The 20,842-nt window shown below is 38.6% G+C and carries 17 protein-coding genes; 6 read left to right on the top strand and 11 right to left on the bottom strand.

Annotation, left to right across the window (positions count from 1 at the left end; all coding sequences use genetic code 11):
- Nucleotides 1-6 precede the first annotated feature (6 nt).
- The 4 genes from AC1F25_RS02195 to AC1F25_RS02180 form a co-directional block, all read right to left on the bottom strand.
- A complete protein-coding gene (locus AC1F25_RS02195) occupies nt 7-579 on the bottom strand; it encodes a DNA-3-methyladenine glycosylase I (RefSeq protein WP_002313562.1) in 573 nt (190 codons plus the stop codon).
- 110 nt (nt 580-689) lie between these two features.
- Nucleotides 690-2,108, bottom strand: a complete 1,419-nt coding sequence (gene ffh, locus AC1F25_RS02190) for a signal recognition particle protein (RefSeq protein WP_002291602.1) — start codon at nt 2,106-2,108, stop codon at nt 690-692.
- 20 nt (nt 2,109-2,128) lie between these two features.
- On the bottom strand, nt 2,129-2,467 hold the full coding sequence (locus AC1F25_RS02185; RefSeq protein ID WP_002291603.1) for a putative DNA-binding protein: 339 nt from the start codon (nt 2,465-2,467) through the stop codon (nt 2,129-2,131).
- A complete protein-coding gene (locus tag AC1F25_RS02180) occupies nt 2,427-2,930 on the bottom strand; it encodes a 2-thiouracil desulfurase family protein (RefSeq protein WP_002313561.1) in 504 nt (167 codons plus the stop codon). The genes AC1F25_RS02185 and AC1F25_RS02180 overlap by 41 nt, the downstream gene beginning before the upstream one ends.
- 130 nt (nt 2,931-3,060) lie before the next feature.
- Between AC1F25_RS02180 and AC1F25_RS02175 the strand changes: the two genes are divergently transcribed.
- Together AC1F25_RS02175 and AC1F25_RS02170 are read left to right on the top strand one after the other, a co-directional pair.
- The gene (locus AC1F25_RS02175) at nt 3,061-3,765 is read left to right on the top strand and encodes a response regulator transcription factor (RefSeq protein ID WP_002291606.1); all 705 of its coding nucleotides are present in this window, start codon (nt 3,061-3,063) and stop codon (nt 3,763-3,765) included.
- Complete coding sequence (locus tag AC1F25_RS02170; protein WP_002308716.1) at nt 3,762-5,501, top strand: ATP-binding protein; 1,740 nt, start codon at nt 3,762-3,764, stop codon at nt 5,499-5,501. The genes AC1F25_RS02175 and AC1F25_RS02170 overlap by 4 nt, the downstream gene beginning before the upstream one ends.
- Nucleotides 5,502-5,595: 94 nt before the next feature.
- Here the strand turns inward: AC1F25_RS02170 and AC1F25_RS02165 are convergent, their stop codons facing one another.
- From AC1F25_RS02165 to AC1F25_RS02150, 4 genes are all read right to left on the bottom strand, one after another.
- Nucleotides 5,596-7,065 (bottom strand): C69 family dipeptidase, encoded by a 1,470-nt coding sequence (locus AC1F25_RS02165; protein WP_002320322.1) that lies wholly within the window; start codon nt 7,063-7,065, stop codon nt 5,596-5,598.
- Between the two features lie 184 nt (nt 7,066-7,249).
- A complete protein-coding gene (locus AC1F25_RS02160) occupies nt 7,250-9,718 on the bottom strand; it encodes a cation-translocating P-type ATPase (RefSeq protein ID WP_002308713.1) in 2,469 nt (822 codons plus the stop codon).
- Nucleotides 9,719-9,968: 250 nt separating this feature from the next.
- The gene (locus AC1F25_RS02155) at nt 9,969-10,859 is read right to left on the bottom strand and encodes a phosphate ABC transporter substrate-binding protein PstS family protein (RefSeq protein WP_002313557.1); all 891 of its coding nucleotides are present in this window, start codon (nt 10,857-10,859) and stop codon (nt 9,969-9,971) included.
- Between the two features lie 194 nt (nt 10,860-11,053).
- Nucleotides 11,054-11,536 (bottom strand): hypothetical protein, encoded by a 483-nt coding sequence (locus AC1F25_RS02150; protein WP_002308710.1) that lies wholly within the window; start codon nt 11,534-11,536, stop codon nt 11,054-11,056.
- A gap of 207 nt (nt 11,537-11,743) precedes the next feature.
- Between AC1F25_RS02150 and AC1F25_RS02145 the strand changes: the two genes are divergently transcribed.
- Nucleotides 11,744-12,109, top strand: a complete 366-nt coding sequence (locus AC1F25_RS02145) for a hypothetical protein (protein WP_002313555.1) — start codon at nt 11,744-11,746, stop codon at nt 12,107-12,109.
- A 63-nt stretch (nt 12,110-12,172) separates the two neighbouring features.
- Here AC1F25_RS02145 and AC1F25_RS02140 read toward each other — a convergent pair whose 3' ends face one another.
- Together AC1F25_RS02140 and AC1F25_RS02135 are read right to left on the bottom strand one after the other, a co-directional pair.
- Complete coding sequence (locus tag AC1F25_RS02140) at nt 12,173-12,748, bottom strand: hypothetical protein (protein WP_002291618.1); 576 nt, start codon at nt 12,746-12,748, stop codon at nt 12,173-12,175.
- A 73-nt stretch (nt 12,749-12,821) separates the two neighbouring features.
- Nucleotides 12,822-14,114: a hypothetical protein gene (locus tag AC1F25_RS02135; RefSeq protein ID WP_002316391.1), complete on the bottom strand. Its 1,293-nt coding sequence runs from the start codon at nt 14,112-14,114 to the stop codon at nt 12,822-12,824.
- Nucleotides 14,115-14,371: 257 nt separating this feature from the next.
- Between AC1F25_RS02135 and AC1F25_RS02130 the strand changes: the two genes are divergently transcribed.
- The 3 genes from AC1F25_RS02130 to AC1F25_RS02120 are packed head-to-tail and all read left to right on the top strand — an operon-like array spanning nt 14,372 to nt 18,560.
- Nucleotides 14,372-15,316 carry an AAA family ATPase gene (locus tag AC1F25_RS02130; protein ID WP_002313554.1) on the top strand — a complete coding sequence of 315 codons (945 nt, stop codon included), beginning with the start codon at nt 14,372-14,374 and terminating at the stop codon, nt 15,314-15,316.
- Between the two features lie 3 nt (nt 15,317-15,319).
- Nucleotides 15,320-16,399, top strand: coding sequence for a DUF58 domain-containing protein (locus AC1F25_RS02125; protein WP_479994208.1), 1,080 nt, complete (start codon nt 15,320-15,322; stop codon nt 16,397-16,399).
- Nucleotides 16,389-18,560 (top strand): DUF4129 domain-containing transglutaminase family protein, encoded by a 2,172-nt coding sequence (locus AC1F25_RS02120; RefSeq protein ID WP_142975978.1) that lies wholly within the window; start codon nt 16,389-16,391, stop codon nt 18,558-18,560. The genes AC1F25_RS02125 and AC1F25_RS02120 overlap by 11 nt, the downstream gene beginning before the upstream one ends.
- 112 nt (nt 18,561-18,672) lie before the next feature.
- Here the strand turns inward: AC1F25_RS02120 and copB are convergent, their stop codons facing one another.
- Nucleotides 18,673-20,838, bottom strand: coding sequence for a copper/silver-translocating P-type ATPase CopB (copB, locus tag AC1F25_RS02115; RefSeq protein WP_479994207.1), 2,166 nt, complete (start codon nt 20,836-20,838; stop codon nt 18,673-18,675).
- Between the last annotated feature and the right edge of the window lie 4 nt (nt 20,839-20,842).

Here is a 20,842-nt window from a genome sequence, read left to right as displayed (position 1 = left end):
CTTTCTTTATTTTTTGCCGATACGTACGACCTCTTCTTTGCGGAAACAACTGTCAAGGTGATCATTGATGATCCCGACTGCTTCTAAAAAAGCATAGATTGTTGTACTTCCGATAAACTTAAATCCTCTTTTCTTTAGATCCTTTGCTAATTCATCTGAAAGAGAACTTGTTGTCGGGACTTCTTCTTGTGAATGATAAGAAGAATCAACGATTTTTCCATTAGAAAACGACCAAAGATACTCAGAAAAACTGCCGAATTCTTCTTGAATCTTCAAGACTGCTTTAGCGTTTTGGACAGCAGCTTCGATTTTTCTGCGATTCCGAATAATTCCTTTGTTTTCCATTAGTTCGCTCATTTTTGCTTCTCCATAATTTGCGACTTTTTGGATATCGAATTGATCATATGCTTTATCGAATGCTTCACTTTTATTTAAAATCGTCTGCCAACTCAATCCTGCCTGATTGATGTCGAGCATCAATTTTCGGAACAGCTTTTGGTCATCATATTCAGGAACACCCCAGACAGTATCATGATATTGCTGCATATTTTCTGTCTGTTCACTCCACGGACATCTCATTTGTGCCACCTCTTTGTTTAGAGTAATTGTATCAGTAAAGAATAAAAATTGCTGATAGAAAAGCTCCGGCAATAGACATTTTCAGTCTGTACCGAAGCTGTTTTTTTATCTTATTTCCGTTTTTTCTTTTTCTTCTTATTTTTCTTGATCATTCGATTCATCGCCATTTTGCCTAGTTTCCCTTTGACGCCTGATCCAAACATTTGGTCCATACCTGGGATGTTCATATCCCCTTTGGACATTTGTTGCATCATTTTTCTTGATTCCTTGAATTGCTTGATCATTCGGTTTACTTCAACCACACTGTTTCCAGAACCAGCAGCAATTCGGCGACGACGGCTTGGATTCAACAGATCAGGATTTGCTCTTTCTGCTGGTGTCATAGAATAAACCATCGCCTTTTTGCGTTCAACATCTTTTGGATCTACCTTGACGTTTTCGATTCCAGGGACTTGATTCATTCCTGGGATCATTTTGATTAGATCTTCCAGTGGGCCCATCCCCATCACTTGATCGAGTTGTTCAATAAAGTCATTGAAATCAAATGAGTTTTCCCGCATCTTCTGTGCAAGTTCTTCCGCTTTTTTCTCATCATAGTCTTGCTGCGCTTTTTCAATCAGTGTCAGCATGTCCCCCATACCAAGGATACGGCTAGCCATACGATCTGGGTGGAATACTTCTAAGTCAGTCAATTTTTCACCAGAACCGATGAATTTGATTGGTGCGCCTGTCACTGAGCGGATCGATAATGCTGCCCCGCCTCGAGTATCCCCATCAAGTTTAGTGATGACTACTCCAGTAATCCCTAATTGCTGATTGAAGCTGTCAGCTACATTGACGGCATCTTGACCAGTCATGGCATCGACAACCAGCAAGATCTCATTTGGTTGAGTTAATTCTTTGATTTGTTTCAACTCATCCATCAATGTTTCATCGATGTGTAGACGTCCTGCCGTATCGATCAATACATAGTCGTTTTTCTTTTCTCTTGCTAGCTCCATCCCTTGACGAACGATTTCTACTGGGCTGACTTCTGTTCCCATATCAAATACAGGAACATCTAGCTGTTGACCTAATACTTTCAATTGGTCGATCGCTGCTGGCCGATATACGTCCCCTGCGATTAGGAGCGGACGAGCATTTTCATTTTTCTTTAAATAATTCGCTAATTTACCGGTAAAAGTTGTTTTACCTGCCCCTTGTAGACCAGCCATCATGATAACAGTTGGTATTTTTGGTGATTTATTTAACTCTGCTGTTTCAGAACCAAGTGTGATTGTTAATTCTTCATCAACGATTTTTACGATTTGTTGTGCTGGTGATAAACTTTCCAGCACTTCTGCCCCTACCGCACGTTCGCGTACGCGTTTAGTAAAGTCTTTGACTACTTGCAAGTTAACATCGGCTTCTAGTAAGGCAAGGCGGATTTCCCGCATCATTTCTTTTACGTCAGCTTCTGATACTTTTCCTTTTTTTCTTAGTTTTCCCATCGCCTGCTGGAGACGTTCAGTTAAGCTTTCAAATGCCATATTTTCTTCATTCCTTTTATTTATTCTTCGATTGCTTGAATTTGCTGTACATATTCAAGCAGTTTTTTATCTTCCGGATACTTATCAGTAATATATGCGGTCATCTTTTCCAATATCTGTTCTCGGACAATATAATCAGAGAAGAGATGGAGTTTTTTTTCATAATCCTCCAAGATCTTGCTTGTCCGCTTGATATTATCATATACTGCTTGACGACTTACTTCGTATTCTTCCGCGATCTCGCCTAATGAAAAATCATCTGCATAATATAACTCCATGTAGTTCATTTGTTTTTCTGTCAATAAGGTCGAATAAAATTCAAAGAGCGCGTTCATTCGATTGGTCTTTTCGATTTCCATTCTGCTCACCTCTAGTTTTCAGCCATTCTTCATCAGAGAGCACAGTCATTTTTTGCTGAATAAAATAAGCAGTGGCCACTCCGGCGCCATTTTTTGTTATTCCGGAAAAGCTTCCATCATAAATCGAATGGGTCCCGCATGAAGGGCTTTTTTCCTTCACGATGACTAGATCAATGTGCTTTTCCTGCAATTTTTGATAGGCTTTGATCGCGCCGTTTTTGTACGCTTCCGTTACATCTTCGCCGCTTGTCGTCCATACTTTTGCTTGATCTTTCCACACATCGAACCCATTTCCACCAATGATTTCAGCAGGATCTCTAGGAATTGACAATCCGCCGATTACTTCTGGACAGACCATGACGGCTTCGCCAGTTTCAACTAGTTCCATCAATTCTGGTACTTCTTTTTTCTGTCCATCATAGCGACAGGCCAGACCGCCTAAACATGCACTGATTCCAATCATTGACTGCTCTTCCTTTCTATTCAGCAAAGTGCCTTCCTATTATACCATTTATTTCTTCTGTAAAATAGCCCCTTGTACTGATTCTATGCTAAAATATAAACAGAATGAAACCTATTTAAAGGAGATTTGAATGAAAAAAATACTAGTTGTTGATGATGAACCTTCTATTGTGACGCTCTTGACGTTCAATTTGGAAAAAGAAGGCTATAAGGTAACCAGTGCCGCAGATGGAGGCGAAGGATTAGAATTAGCATTAGAACAATCATTTGATTTCATCATTTTAGATGTGATGCTTCCAACGATGGATGGCATGGAGATCACTCAGCGGCTGCGTCAAGAAAAAAATGAAACACCGATTTTGATGCTGACGGCTAAAGATGATCAGGTGGATCGAATCATTGGTCTGGAGATAGGTGCTGATGACTATTTGACCAAACCATTTAGTCCACGTGAAGTATTAGCCCGTATGAAAGCCATATTCAGACGGATCGAACCTCGTAAGCAATCAAAAGATGAAGCTGAGCCTGAATATCTATCGATTGGACAAATCACTGCTGATTTGACCAATTATCAAGTCACCGTAGACGATCATCTGATTGAACTCACACCGAAAGAATTTGAATTACTCGTTTATTTCATGAAACGAAAAGACCGTGTGATCGATCGCGACACATTGCTAGACCGCATTTGGAATTTTGACTTCGCAGGACAAAGCCGTATCGTAGATGTACACGTTAGTCATTTGCGAGAAAAAATCGAGCGAGATCCAAAACATCCAAAGTACTTGGTGACTGTTAGAGGATTTGGCTATAAGTTTCAGGAACCAAAACGATGAAATGGAAAAAAATTTATGAGCGTCTCTTCTTTCTTATTCTTTTAATTAGTTTGTTTTTTGGTGGTTGGCAATTGATCTCCCATTATTTCCAACAACAGATCGTCGAACAGCAAGAAAGCTACCTGACAAAAAAAGCACAACTACTGATCCGGCAATTAGATGTCGAAAACCTCCAAGCAGCGCAAAACAAAACTGCTTTGGAAGAATTCGTCCATCAGTCGAACGAACGGATCACTTTAATGGATGCTACTGGAAAAATCTTATTTGACACAAACAATGAAACATTGAATGAACGGCGAAGTTCTCGTCCAGAAATAAAAGCTGTATTGAATGGTGGGAACCTAGGTAGCGCTTTGCGCAAAAGTACTACTTTGAATGAGGATCTTTTATACGTCGCATTACCAGTTAAAAAAGGAGGCCAGTTAGAAGCCATTTTACGTATCGCAGAACCGACAAGCGGATTTTTACCGAGAACGGAGAGCTTTCGCCGTTGGGTCTTTTTCTTCTTTCTGTCTTTCTTCCTTGTTCTTGCAGGAATGATTTATTACCTGATCTACCAAAAAAATCAGCCTTTGAAAACTGTCCTGCCTGTTCTTAGAAAAATGGTACAAAATCCAAACCAAGCAGAAGTAATCATGCAGACACCTGACCAATGGGAGGAATTGTATCAAACAATCAATGAGCTGAGCGAACAAATGAGTAAGATGTATCGAGCGTATACTACAACAGAAGAACAATTGTACACATTATTAAATGAACTGATGATAGGCGTATTCCTGATTGATGATGCTGATTCTCGTTTACTACTGCTTAATCCAAAGATGCAGTTGCATTTAAACGTGACAAGCTATGAACCTGAACAACGATACACAGAAGTCATCCAAGAGCCAAAACTCATTCAGCTGATTCACCAAGTGACTCCTGAGCATCCGCTGATCCATCAGGAGATCACCATCGCTGAAGGACGACAGACATTAGACTTGAGTTTGCGCTACTTTACTAATTCAGAAGGTACCGGACAGATTCTAGGGGTGGCGTATGACTTAACGAAAGTGCGACGTTTAGAAAAGCTACAAAAGGATTTCGTGGGCAACGTCTCCCACGAATTAAAAACTCCTGTGACTTCACTGATTGGTTTTACCGAGACTTTACTGGATGGTGCAAAAGATGACCCACAAACTCTGACTTCTTTTCTTGAGATCATGCAAAAAGATGCGATTCGGTTAGATAAATTGATTCGGGAAATCATCCAGCTGTCAAAAGACGGTGAAAATTCTTACGAGATCCAGACGATTTATACAGAACCTTATTTCCAGCAAATCGTTCAAAATTATCAGCCAATCATCGAAAAGAAACGGTTGACGATTCGATTGATTGGAAAGAACGAACCATTTACTACTAAAACAGATATCCTTTATCCAATCCTCAAAAATCTGATTGAAAATGCTGTCCAATACTCAAAAAACGACAGCGAGATCATTATCCGTTATCAGGCAACAGATGAATTATCGTTTTCTGTCCAAGATTTTGGTATAGGTATCGACATTGAGGATCAGGAACGGATCTTTGAGCGTTTTTACCGCGTAGACAAGGCACGAAGCCGACATTCAGGCGGGACCGGACTAGGGTTAGCGATTGTAAAAGACTACGTGCAACTCCTTCATGGTACAATTACTGTAGACAGTCATCTTGGAACAGGTTCGACTTTCACCGTTACCATTCCGAAAAGCAATTAAATAAGGCCTGCTTGCAGCAATGTTTAGATGTCTAACGATCATCTACTACGCTGAAAAGCAGGCTTTTTATTAGCTAAAAACGCTGAGCCACATGTTATAGATCTTTGTCATGATGTGTAGCTGTCTTTTCTGACATCTTTACAATCAGCTCCTGGTTCATTTTCTGATAAGCATCTATAGCATAATCAGCAAAACTTTGTGTTTTTTGATTCAAATAATCCGTTAATTTTTCGGGATGATTTACTATTAATTCTCTTGCTTGTTGGTCTGTACTTGCTAACTCTTTCGATAGATGGTCTCGAACTTTTTGGCGAGTTGGTAAAGTAATATTTTTCTTAAAATCACTATAGTATGGCTTCGTCAAGATGTTCGTCAACCGATATGTCCAGTAAGCGGAAATATCATCTGGCATATCTGTTCCTTTTTGATAAGCTTCGGGTGTCTCGCTTATATTGCTATAAAATGGTATATAATTGCTTGTATCAGGAATCCCCAACGCTAACCAATGGATACCACTGATTTCTTCTGGTACATTGTTTCTTATCTGTAGAATATGAGATTCCATCGTATTCGGCACAGAGATTGGACGATACTTATCTGGCTTTGTCCCTTCGATGGTATCATATTCAGTACCATTAAAGTGTAATGTCATGATATAAGCTGTTTCTGCAATTGAAATAGGTTTATCTGGTTTGACAAACATCTCAAATGAACGATCTGTTATTTTTTGTTTCTTTGAAGGTGTCAGTTTTCTCTGTGCATCCCATATCCTAGGAAGATTGTATTTTTCATCCTTTGACTTATCTGCAAATATGTCTCTTAAAGAAATATCCCGTTTCGTATTTATCAGTTGATTCTTTTCTAAAAAAGATTCTAAATCTGCTGAACAAAGATAAGAATCTTTGTCCTTCAAATCAAATGAATCAATTGACAACATATTAGGAATAACTGCATAACAGTCATCTGGAACTTTGACAGCTGCCCACTGATGACCACTAAGTATCTCCATATACCAGATTTCATTTTTATCAGAGAAAATCACACCATTTGTCTCCGCAGCTCCTTGCTTAGCAACGATTTTTCCTAATCGTTCTACCCCTGCTCTTGCTGAATCAATATAAGGAAGGGTCACGGTCAACATAGAGTCTTCTGCGATACCATGCGCGGTATATGGATCTTTTTTCAATATCTCTTCCTTTGTCGTAGCTGATTCAGTAGCGCTCATTGCAACGTTCTTGCTATTGATACCATCTTCTTCAAATAATCCTTCTGACGTATCCCATTCTGGGGTCGCTGTGTACTTCAGCTGTTCTTTCGGAAGATCAAGGGTAAATCCATTCCCTTTTGATACAAAATGTGAAGGATTCGTATTTTCTTTTCTGACAACAAAGTGTTTTGACCAAGCCGTGTTCAGATCTTCATTTCTAGCAATCATCGTTGATCCATCTACTGAAGCATTTTTTCCTACTAAAACCGTCGTACAAGCATCAATAGAAACTGATAAGAAAATCCCATACAGTACACCTAAAAATAAACTAAATTGAAGCAATCTTCTATTTTTCATTTGAAGCATCCCTCCCACTTTTGTAAAAACGCTTTCAAAAATGATTATAGGACACCTGAAGTAAAGATTTAATTGGTTTTCTATAAGTTCTAGATAAAAATTTGCTTTGTTTTTTATACAGAAAGAAGCTTAGAAAATACAATTTTTTAGTTAATGTATTTTTAAGCTTCTTTTATCTTATTAGTCATTTATTTCTTTTGAATACTCGAAGGAACCGAGGCAATTTATTTATTATCTCCGGCTCTTTTTCATTTTTACGTTCAAACAAATATTCTACCAATGTAGTCAAATGCCTAAAAATCGAATCTGCCGAGAAAAATAAAATACTCAACAACAAAAGCGATACAGCTGAGATACCGGTGATTGAAAACAGTTTATGCAAAAAAACGACCGAAAAAAAGATACCGCTAGCACAGAAAAGAATGATCTGACTTCTGAATTTATTCAGCGGTGAACAGATTTTATAGAGAACAAGAAATCCTACTGCAATCAAAAGCATAGTAGATGCTGTAGAAACATCTGTTTTATTTAGATCCAAAGTCACCCCGCAGATCACCAACGCACCGACTACGATCATATCTGTCAGTCCACCTGGCACAGCCTTTTCCATCACATTCATGATGAACTTCCCTCTGATTCGCTTTTTGTTTTCTTCTAGAGCAAGCAAGAAAGATGGAAGTCCAATCGTAAACAAACTAATCAATGTGATCTGTGATGGTTCTAAAGGATAGGTCAAAGCAAAGATGACTGAAAACAGCGAAAGCAAAAAGGAGAAAATATTCTTCACTAAAAACAAGCTGGCTGATCGCTCAATATTGTTCACGACGCGCCGTCCTTCTGCAACAACTTCCGGCATGCGTGAAAAGTCAGAATCAAGCAAGACCACTTGTGAGGCCTGCATGGCGGCTTCATTGCCAGAAGCCATCGCTATACTGCAGTCTGCTTCTTTCATGGCTAGAATGTCATTCACGCCATCACCTGTCATAGCTACTGTATTGTTACGCTTTAGCAATTGAACGAAGATTTTCTTTTGTTCTGGCTTGACGCGTCCAAAAACTGTATATTTTTCGACAGCTGCTTCATATTCTTCTTCTGATAATTTAGACGCATCAACGTACTGATCAGCATGTGAAATCCCTGCTTGGACAGCTACATTAGATACGGTGAGCGGATTATCTCCAGAAATCACTTTGATGGCTACTTGCTGTTTTTTGAAGTAATTGAATGTGGCTTTTGCTTCTTTTCTGATAGGATTAGCGATCAGGATATACCCTAATGGTGTGACTGCCTCCGTTAATACTGGTTCTTCAAGAATCCCATCGTACACACCAAAGACCAACACGCGATAGCCTTTTTCAGCGAAAGAAACAAACTCTTCCGCATATTCCGGCAACTGATCTCGCAAAACCATTTCGGGTGCTCCTAAAACATATACCTTGTCTCCCAACGCTACACTGCTGAATTTTTGGACAGAAGAAAAAGGAATGACTTGGTGATAGGATTGATCAGTGGTTTTTGTAAAGTATTCTTTGACGGCTTCCATTGTTGCATTGTCTCCTGCCATCGCTTTTGCATAGTCAGCAATGCGCTCTTCCAGTTGATCTGATTGGCTGATTATTTTTTGTTTTTTAGAGACAATCACTTTTTGGACAGACATTTTGTTTTCTGTGATCGTTCCTGTTTTATCTACACAAAGGACATTTACTCTTGCCAATGTCTCAATGCTTTTCATATTGTGTAAAAGAACTCTTTGCTTTGCTAGTTTAGTCGCACTTAATGCTAATGCAATCGTCGTTAACAAGTACAGTCCTTCAGGTATCATACCAATCAATGCTGCTTCCATTGCGACGACACTTTCTTTCATCGTGTTTCCATTAAAAAAGTAACTTTGAGAAAAAAGCAGAATACCGATAGGAATAATGATGATCCCAATCCATTTGATCAATTGATTAAGAGAAGCAATCATCTCCGACTGTTCTCCTTCTCCCATTGTCTTGGCTTTGACTGTCAATTGGGAAATATACGAATCTGCTCCGACTTTGTCTAATCGGGCGTAAGCTTTTCCGGAAACAACGAAACTGCCGGACATCAATGGATCACCTATTTCTTTGGTTATCTCATCTGCTTCACCTGTTAATAAAGCCTCGTTGACTTGCAGTTTTCCTTCCACGACCTCTGCATCTGCTGGAATCTGATGTCCAGTCTCTAGAATAACAATGTCATCTAATACAAGGTTTTCTATATCTACTGTTTGCTCTATCCCCTCTCTTATGACATTGACTTTTGCTGTATTCAATACATTCAATTCATCCAAGACTTTTTTGGATCGAATTTCCTGAAAGATAGCGATTCCTGTATTGGCTATGATAACTGGTAAAAAGGTCAAGTTTTTATAAGATTCTACTAGGCAAAGCAAAATGGCTAAGATAAGAAAGATCAAATTGAAATACGTAAAAATATTTTCCAATATAATTTGTTGGTTTGTTTTGAATGTGGGATCGACTGAATCGTTTGCTGCACCTTTTTCTATTCGTTCCTTGACTTGTTCTGCTGTCAATCCTTCTTTGTACGAGGGAAAAAGACGGATAACTTTGTCAGATGATTTTTGTGTTATTTTCTTTTTTTTACTTCGATTTGTCCATTTATTCTTCATGTGGCTACCTCGATCAATTTCGTTTTCTGGATATTTACAAACTTCTCCTATCCAGTATAGAACAGATATGAAAAGTGTTCCTCCTATTAAGCTTGCATACACCTTTCATTCCTGTCATATAGCAAAAAAAGAGCGACGACAGTTCTATGTCGTCGCTCTTTTTCTCAATTAAAGGAAAAATCTATATGCGGGGAAAGATAGTTGATTTTTCCTTGATTGTCACTATAACTGTAGCATATTTATCTGCTAGTTATTTGATATTTCCTTCGTGGTCACGTTCTACTTCCATCATTGTGATTGGTAAATAGCCCAATTCTTTAACAGGTCCTTCTTGGATTTCTTCTGTCATCATGTAGTCTAAGAATTTTTGGACTTCAGGGGAAGGTTTTCCGTTCGTGTACATATGTTCATAGGACCAGATTTTCCAGCTGTTATCTGCTACATTCTCTTCTTTTGGTTCTACACCGTCGATACTTAGTGCTTGTGTGGAATCATCGAGATATGAGAAGGCCAAATAGCTGATTGCTCCTGGTGTTTGACTTACCAACTGCCGAACAGTTCCTGATGAGTCTTGTTCTTGGGACTGTATAGGTGTGGCACCATCTAATCCCCATTTTTCAAATGTCGCACGGGTACCGCTGCCGTTTGCACGGTTCACAACGTTGATCTTTTGATCTTTCCCGCCAACTTCATTCCAATTAGTGATTTTTCCTGTAAAGATATCAATCAATTCCTGTTTTGTGATATCTTTGACACCTGTATCTTTGTTGACGATTGGTGCCATCCCAACTACTGCTACTTTATGATCCACTAATTTAGAGGCATCGATCCCGTCTCTTTCTTCTGCAAATACATCAGAGTTTCCGATAGTAACTGCTCCAGCTTCGACTTGGCTCAAACCAGTTCCACTTCCTCCTCCTTGTACAGAGATTTGATAATTCGGATTTTCTTGTACAAAACTTTCTTGTGCTGCATCGACCAAAGGCTGTAATGCTGTCGAACCTACCGCAACGATTTTTACCTGTTCATTTGAGTCACTTGAATTATTTTGTGTGGCAGAGCCATCTGTATTTCCTGATCCTGAGCCGCATCCGGCTAAAAGAACTCCAATCATGCCTAGAGTAAACAATACTTTTTTCATTTTATTGCTCCTTTCTTATTTACAACTAAAGTTTATCAGTCGACTGTAAATCCCTCGTATGGTTGCTGTAAAAATATAGTTAAGTTATGTAAAAATCATGTAAACGTTTTTCAGATTCTTTACACGATAATAAAAAAGCATATGAGAAACAGGCGTTTTCCGCCGCTCATATGCTTGTTACCGATGATCCACCATCAACGGTTATTTTTTATAGATACAGATCGTTCACTTTTTATCCGGATCTCTGTCCAGAAGTAAAAGAATGTCGCAAGAATAAATGAGACAATGACTAAATAGAAACACGGTTTAATGGTCAAGAAATACATGGAGGGATATGCTGAATCCTTCAGTCCGCTCTCGCTCAAACCATTAGGACCGATGATCATGCGAGGCAACAAGGAAAACATAGATGTGAATATGAGTAAACAAGAAAAATAAAGCAGCTGCCAATTATAATGATTGATCAGAGATTTTGGCAGTAATAGACCTACACTTATCACTAAGTAAAAAATAGTCAAAGCTGGAAAATTTCTAGAAACCACAAATCCACTTCCTTGGATCAGCCCTAATATCTCGGCACCTTGCACAACAGCATTTACCCATGTAAAAGGTAGCAAAACGATAGGAAAAAACCAAAAAAATAAATAAAGCCGATCGATTACTGCTTTTCTTCTCATCAATGTTCCCCCAAACCAATTTTTCTTTCATCATACTATACAATTTTCTATCTAAAAAAATTAGGGGGAAAAACTTTTTTTTTAGAGATAATGGCATGAGAGTTTATTCATTTAATCTAGAAATAATGAAAAAGTAATTGATTATTATATGATTCAATTTACAATAAAATTAACAAAATAATAACACTTGTTAGGTGGTGACAAAATATGATAAAAACGTGTTGGAAGAATCTTCCATTGCTTTTATCTTTTGTTCCTTATGTGCATTTCGCTTTACTGCTTGATTTCTATTATCATTCCGTAAGCGGATTCATCACGTTGATATTTTTATCTCTTTTTGCTGGGTATTATTTCCAAAAAAGCAGGCGTATTTTATCTTTATTTATCGCCAACATTATATCTACTGTCACTTCCTATTTATTTTGCGTCAATTTTGCTGAATGGCGGTACTTTTATCATCCTTTAAAACCGACCCAACTGATTTTGATTCTAGCTGGCATTTACTTAGTTCCACAAATCCTTGGATCGTTATGGGCGGTAGCCTTATCTTATAAAAAAGCACGGCATCCCTAAAAAAATAAACCCTATATGTACAAAGAGAAGCTGTTTTTTTCTTTTTGTACATATAGGGTTTTCTTATAATTCATGTAGAAAAATTTTTTTGATAATAATCTTATCCATCAATTGGGATTGACTGTTTTGCTCCCCTATGATTTCAGCGATGATGGTCCGATTTTGCGGTTTTCTTCTTAGCTGGTAATTGATTTTCCCGGTTTTCATCAATTCGCTGAGCATATCCACGACCCCGCCAAATCCGGTTTTTTTCGTAATAAAACCAAGTGCGACCATTCGTTCATCTAGATTTTTTGCTGTAATCGTCACACCAGTAATAAGCGAGTGCTGTAATGTTTGTGCCAACTCTTCCATCCCTTCAGCATTGGATACGACGGAAGCTGTTTTATTGACAGATTCTTCATGTATTTCTTTTTCCTTTGGTTCTTTCAGTTCCTCTTTCACTGTTTGACGAAGGACATCTAGTTCTTGCAAGAGCGTTTCGTATTGTTCTTGGGTCAACATCACACCAGCTACTTTTTCCCGATTAAATATATATACGCCAGTTCCCGCGTCTCGCGCTTGAGCAAATACATCCATCGGCGATCGTTTCACTTCTGTGATCGAAGATGTGGGAACTTCTAATTTCTTTAATTCCAATGGATTTCCTCCTTTACTAATCGCTTTTTATTATAGCATAGACTGACTTGTTTTGATCTGTTTTCCAAAGGTTTTATCGGTTTTTCCCTAACCAGTAATTGATATCCGTAAGTAGTCTTTCAATACCAAATGAAGGATGGTACAGATACGTTTTTTGATCTTCATTATGGTCTAATGGAAAAAAATGATCCGTAATCACTAGATCTGCATAACGAGGTGGCTTATTTCGAGTGCAAACATGGATCGAAATCCGTTTTCGATGTCTTAGGGTTTTGTTCAGTACCCCGGCAAGTCTTCTTGCTTCCTGATGTTCATAACGAAAAAAAAAGACGATTTTCACTTCAGGAGGATGGACATCTAAATACCCCCGTTCTTGGAGTGTCTTAAGTAAAAGCATTCCCCACTCAACTGCGGGGTGTGCAAGTGCTTGTTGGATTGCTAGACGAAATTGATACAGTTTATCTTTGGAATTGGGAAACTTTTCTAATGTTTCCTGATAATAACGAACTTCTTCTTCCACCAATCGATCATGGATACCAATCACATAACGAAGCCATTCTTGGTAAAGTACTTTTGTCAGCTTTGATTTATTTCCACTTTCAAACTCACTATTCAGCCAAAACAGCGAATCAAGCTTTTCAGTTACGATCGTCAATTTCCGATAGTCTTGTGTCTCTTCTATCCGTTCCCACCGTTTTTCAGTAATCTGATTACAGCTCAAGCGCAAAATCGCTAGATAATTTTTTTCTTTTATTGGCAAAATCTGCTCTTCTCTAAAAAGTAATTCTGGAAACAACTCAAAGAAAAGGGTTCGACTGTCTCCTAAAATCTCGATTTCTGCCGGATCCTTTCGTTGCTTCAATAATTGGATGAATGTCTCTGAAAAGGATTGCTCTCCATCGTCTGCAAAAAAATGGGGGAAATCTTTCAAGAAACAAAATAGCAGGTACCGTATTTTTCTTTCTGAACCAAAGATCTGCGCTTTTTTATAAGAAAACGAAAGGTGATACTCACCAAACCATTTTCTCAACCGCTCTTGTGTCGAACGATCATACTCCTGCTCATAAGGTTCATTCAACAGCAGATTTTTCAGTAGACAAAAAGGTGGTGATTGAATCAGAAAAACAAAAAGGAGGTAGGGTTCGCTATATCCTTGATCATAAACTAACTGAACGGTTTTCTTATGAAGAATCAGCTGGATTGGACAGTCGCTTTCTGCCAAACGTTTTAGATGCCGATCAACTGTTTTGACATCGATTTTCAGTTCTTCAGCTAGATCCGTTTTTCGCCAGATTAGATCTTTCATTAGGTTGATTAGTGAAAATAAATTCTGTGCATTTTTTGATAATAGTTTTTGCCATCTCATTGATCATCTCTCACCTAGTTTCTAAACATATTGTTTGATCAGAAAGGGCTCTTTTCTAAAAAGATAAAAAGTCCCTTTCTATTTACTTAATTACGCAAATTTCTCTCATTATTTTTTATTTTACTTAATTTAATTGTATTCTCATTTTAAAACGAATGTATTTAAAAAAAACATAATAAAATCACTTTGCTTGTAGGATGTATCCCCTTCCATTACAATTAAATTAAATAGTGATTTCATGAGAAGGTGATGTGAAAATGGAAGCTAAAATCGAAGAATCCAAACAAAAAATCGATCAGTTGATACAAGAATTAGAAAAAGCGGTCATCGGTAAACGTTCCACTATCCAATTGATGATCGTTGCCCTGCTAGCAGGTGGTCATGTCTTGTTCGAAGATATTCCCGGTGTAGGTAAAACATTACTAGTCAAAGCACTAGCAAAGGCTGTGCAAGGAACCTTTAGCAGAGTCCAATGCACACCTGATCTTCTTCCTAGTGATATTTTGGGCTTTTCCGTCTATAACTCACAAACAAAAGAGTTTGAATTTCGTCCGGGGCCAATCTTTACAACGATCTTGTTAGCAGATGAAATCAATCGTACGACTCCCCGTACTCAGTCAGCACTTTTAGAAGCAATGGCAGAGAATCATGCAACGATCGACAACAATACATACCCCCTAGACAATCATTTTTTTGTCTTAGCTACACAAAATCCAATCGAGTATGAAGGAACATATCCTTTGCCGGAAGCACAGCTCGATCGTTTTTTATTCCGACTACAAATTGGTTATCCTTCTTTTGACGACGAACTTCTGCTACTTTTGGATAAATTCGAAAAAGTGTTGGATAATTTGAAGGTCGTCTTGAACAGTCATGAAATAGAAGAAATAAAAACAAGAGTGGCGAATGTCTTTGTCAGCCCAGAAGTGGCATCTTATGCCTTGCAGTTAGTATCCGCAACAAGAACCCACTCTGCTATCCAGATTGGTATCAGTCCACGAGGAAGCCTTGCCTTTATTCAAGCAGCAAAAGCCTATGCATTAATCCATGGGAGAAATTACGTCACGCCCAAAGATTTGCAGGAGTTAGTTCCTTTCGTTTTTTCTCACCGCTTGATTTTTTACGATCGTTCATTGAAGGAAGACGAAAAGACACAAATGATCCATGCCCTTGTTGCACAAATCCCAATTCCCGTGAGGTAGATAATGGAAAAAGCCAAAGATTATTTCATTAATTTTGTGTTATTTCTGATATATTTCGTCATTGTCTTTTTTGCTCTTGTATTCAACAATTCTTTAGGGTGGTTCTTATTGGCTTTTTTTACTCTTTATGTATCATGGAGTGTGTTTTCATTAAGCACCTTTCTAAAGAAACTTTCTGTTACTTGCACAGTCCAGCCAGTCCAGCCAGTCGTTTATCGTAAAAAAAGTATACAGGTTATTTTTTCTATAGCCAAAAAAGGAGCTTTTTCTTTCCCTCTCCCTCGTTTACAGATCGTCTTTCCAGAGATCTTTGCAGAAAAAAAACAAGAAATATTGATCCTTACAAATAAACCGCAAGAAGTCCAAGTACTTTGGCAACCAAAAGAGAGAGGGTTCCATGAAGCATTAACCGTCATTTTTACAGCCTATGATAGTCTAGGACTTTTTAGAAAAAGGACAAGAAGAGAGCTTTCTTTTCCTGTGACTGTTCTTCCTGCTTTTCATAAAACTCAAGCAGAAACATTGCAAAGAGTTCTGGAAAAAAAACAACAGCTGAACGCGTATCAAAAAGGTCTTGATTTTCGAGAACATCGCTCTTATCGCCCCGGCGATTCTTTTAACCGAATCGATTGGAAATTGTCTGCTCATAGTCAAGAGTGGTTATACCGCGAATACGAGTATCAAGAAGAATATTCTCCGCTTCTTTGCTTTTGGGGTTCACCTAGCTTGAAATTTGACCATCTGCTAGATTTGTATTTTTCTTTATGGCATCTGAGAAAAGAAAAGCAGCCGGAACTTCTGATATTAGGCGACCGTACCTTTAATGGCAAAGATCCTGGATATACCTATTTTGCTTCTTTGAACGCTGGCAATGAGAAAACTTTTTTGGCACACTTGAAAAAACAGGCAAAAAAACAAATCGTCCTCTTTATTCCTGAGCATTCTCCTGAAGTCTCAGAAGCTGTCGAAACATTGTCGAAAGATCGAACGGTCTATCTTGTTTATTTCGCAGAAAAACAAATCATGATACAAGAAAAAGACAAGGTATGTTCACTGTCAGGAGGTGAATGGATTGACGATTAAATGGGAAAAATACCTGCGTGGCGTTTATTCCTTTATGATGCTAAGTGTAGGTGCTCCGATATTTGTAGCAGCTAATCAATTGCAAAATAGCTATCCTCTTATCCTGACTATTGGTATCCTATGTCTTATTGTATGCTGTATTCCTAAAAAATGGGTACGATTGCTACTTTCTTTGCCAGTAATGTTTGGCTGTTTGTTTACCTATTTTCCTTCAAAGACAATTTCTTTATTATGGGTCGTACAGTTTTTTTCGTCAGTTACAGAGGAATTCTTCCATCTATCCCAAGGTAAACTTCATTATTTACCAGAAAAGACAGCTTTTTTTCTCATATTGTTGTTGATCTATTTATTTATTACTTTGACCGTGGATTACGACTATTGGTATGCACCCTTTCTTGCATTGATGGGTTACTTCATGATGCTTACCGTTTTTCGGGAAAAAGAACTATTGTACGAAATGATTGCGGTAGTAGCTGTTTTATGCGTATATTTGGCAGCAAGGCAATTTTTCTCCCTCCGATTGTTGTCGGGAAACGCTCGATTCCAGTCGTTAACTACGATCCTGCTTATTTGTTTGTTCACTTTCAGCGCCATCTTGCCTTTATATCTCCCAAAAGTACACCAATCTCTTGAGGAAACGAGTGAACCGATCCGAGAATATCTTAATGATGAAGGGCTTTATGACAGACTCCATGAGTATCAATTAACCGGAAGTGCCAGAACGGGTTTCAGTGAAAATGATGAACAACTTGGTGGTCCATTGTATGATAATGGCGAAGTTGTTTTTACAGCGAACCAGAAAGTAAACGGCTATTGGAAAATAGAAAATAAGAATCATTACACCGGTTCTGGATGGGTAGAAGATCCGGATGCACCCATCCAACCAATCCAAGAATTTCCTGTTGATATCACAAGCTACCAAACAGTTATGGAAGAAAAAGAAAACATTACATTGACGCTAAAAAACCAAGCTTTCTTACCTTATCCTTATGGAAATACTACCTTGACTGATTTTTCATTAGCCAGTGGACAAACACTTTACTATTTGCCTGAAAGCCAACGATTCATCCCTGTCCCGAATGAATCGACGCGATTGGCGTCCTTACAAACAGAAAGATTAGCTTTTACGAGAGAAGAATTAAAAAGCAGTCAGTTAGAGGCCGATGATTTAGAAAAACAACAGACAAATCTTCAGTTGCCGAAAGGGTTGCCTCAACGTATTGAGGACTTAGCGATCGAATTGACCAAAAATGAAGCAACTTTAATTCGTAAAGTTGAAGCTGTCGAACAGTATTTGAAAACAAGCGGGAATTTTCGCTATTCCAAAACGGATACCGGACATACGCCTAAAGAACGCGATTATGTAGATTATTTCCTCTTCGATTCAAAAGTCGGCTACTGTGACAACTTTTCAACTTCTATGGTCGTCCTTCTTCGCACACTAGGCATCCCAGCTCGGTGGACAAAAGGGTTTACGGATGGGATTAGAACAGGAACAGATGAGCAAGGAAATGAGGAATACAGCATTCTCAATAGTCATGCTCATTCTTGGCCAGAGGTGTACTTTCCTGGGTTTGGCTGGCTTCCATTTGAACCAACCCCTTCATTTGCCAATCCAACTGTTTCACAACCAGCCGCTGAAACAACAGAAACCGTCCAATCTGCTGAAGAACAGCCAAAAGAAAGCGAAAATATAGTAGAAACTATTTCCAGTGAGAAACCTGAGACTATTTCGTCAGATAACACGACACTCACACCGTCTTATAAAATCGTCTTATTCAGCCTTGGGGTGTGTTTATCCGTCTTGTTGTTCTTTCTATTGTTATTTAGAAAATCTCTGCGCTGGACAAGTTATCTTATCTATCTTCATTTTTTTGCTTCTACTAATGCGGTTGCGTATCAAAAACTTCTCCACCATTTGGAAACACTGGTACCGCGCACCCCCGCAGAATCTTTGCAGGCATACAGCCAACGAATAGAACAAACATTCAATCTAGATCAACGTTTCATTCGATTAACTGCTCAATATGAAGCAGAAATATATGGGAGACAAGCAGATCCGGTAAAATTCGATAAAAAAACCTATTTAGAACTAACGCATATAATAAGAAAAACGGTATCCAAAAAGGTTATGACAAAAGGGAGCAGCTTCAAAAAATAAGATAAAATTCCTAGAGAATCTACTTCTGGAATGCCGATAACCAGCTGATTGAGCATCGATTATTCGTAAAAAAAGGTTGTGACACGTTTTTTGTCACAACCTTTTTTCATTATTATTTGATTTTCAATGTCAAAGCATTCAGCGCTACGACTACCGTACTTAACGACATCAAGACAGCACCAACTGCTGGACTTAATAGGATACCAATTGGTGCAAGTATTCCGGCCGCTAGTGGGATTGCGAGAATATTATACCCTGCTCCCCACCAGAGGTTCTGGATCATTTTCTTTCGCGTTTGCTTAGCTAAATCAAGGAAATGCAAAATATCTTTTGGATCGCTGTTTGTCAAGACGACATCCGCAGAATCGATTGCGATATCTGTTCCTGCACCTATTGCCATCCCAATAGAAGCACGGGCTAAACTTGGCGCATCATTAATCCCATCACCCACCATGATTACTTTTTTCCCTTGGTCAAGATATTTCTGGACAACAGCTTCTTTATCATCTGGTAATAAACCGCCGTAATAATCTTCGATTCCTAAATAATCTGCTACTGCTTGAGCAGCATTTTTATTGTCGCCAGTAAGCATGACTGGAGTGATTTTTCTTTCCTTCAATGTTCGGATAAACTCTTTTGCTTCTGTTTTTACTACATCACCTAAAGCAACGATTGCAGCTAGATGATTTTCTAAAATCAGGAAGCTAATGGTATTTCCTTGTTCTTGGTAAGGTTTCAATAATGCTTGTTCTACATTTAATCCGAGACGCTCAACTTCTTTTTCATTAACTATTTTCACTTGTTGGTTTTTGACTGTTGCCTCTAGCCCAACTCCTGAAAGATTTTTTAGATTTTCGGCTTGATAAGGCTTGATTTCATGTTCTTTCAAATAATTCATAATGCCAATAGCCAATGGATGATTGGCATTCGCTTCCAATGCTCCTAAATATTGAAGGATTTCATTTTTATTGAACGCATCATCAAGAACTTCGACACCCGTTACCGTAAATTTTCCTTCTGTCAGTGTCCCGGTTTTGTCCAGCATGATCACATCTAGATCATTGGCTTGCTCTAGTGCGTTACGGTTTTTCAAAAGCAATCCGTTTTTAGCGGCGATCGATGTGGAACGAGCAACAACTAATGGGATAGCTAAACCTAGAGCATGGGGACAGGCGATGATAAAGACAGTGACCATACGTTCCAATGCATTAGGAAGATCTGTCAAGAACAACCATGCGATAAATGCCAAGATACCGACAATTAAGGCAATATAAAACAGCCATTTTGCCACTTTATCTGATAATGACTCTAGCTTGGATTTTTCTCCTTGTGCTTTTCGCACCATTTCCATAACCTTCGCTAGATACCCATTTTCACCAGTTCCAGTTACTTCGATTTCGATCGTTCCATCCCCATTGATAGAACCGCCGATCACTTTATCATTGGCTCGCTTTTTGATTCCTTTTGATTCGCCAGTCACAGCTGATTCATCAACGATAGTTTCACCTTTCAAGATAACACCATCTGTTGGCATTTTGTCACCGGAACGGACGATCAAATGATCGCCTTCGGTTACTTCTTTTAGTGAGACTGTCTCTTCTTTTCCTTCTTTCGTCAAGCGTTTCACTGATTCTGGCAGTAATTCTGCTAGTTTTTGTAAAGCATTGCTGGCATTCGAAACAGCGTTCATTTCGATCCAGTGACCTAGCAACATAATGACGATCAATGTAGCTAATTCCCAGAAGAAATCCATGACGTGCGTATGAGGATTGATCAGATTCGCGATAAACGAATAGACACTATAAATATATGCAACTGTAATCCCCATCGCGATCAGCGTCATCATAGCAGGACTTTTTTGTTTCAATTCCATTTTTGCCCCGCTTAAAAATGGCTGTCCGCCATAGATAAACAGTATAGTTGCTAAGATCAGTACGAGCCAATCCGAACCAGGAAATGTTATCTGGAAGGGAAATTCCATTCCCATCATTGGTGAAAAAAGAATGATTGGGATAGCTAGGATAAGTGATAGCCAAAATTTTTGTTTGAAATTCCCCATGTGCATGGAATGATCCATACCGCCATGATCGTGATCCATGTGCATCGAATGGTCCATTTGTTTGCTGTCCGCTATATCTCCATGGTTATGTTCCATATGCATCGAATGGTCCATCTGGCTATGATCATGCTTCATCTGTTTTTCGTTTGAATGAGCACTTTCTTTGTTTCCTGCTTCTTTTTTATGCTCCTGTTTTTTCTCCATATCGTTCCCGTTCATTTTT

Source organism: Enterococcus sp. M-BR2, assembly GCF_056612775.1.
This window is presented reverse-complemented; position numbering and strand designations above follow the sequence as displayed.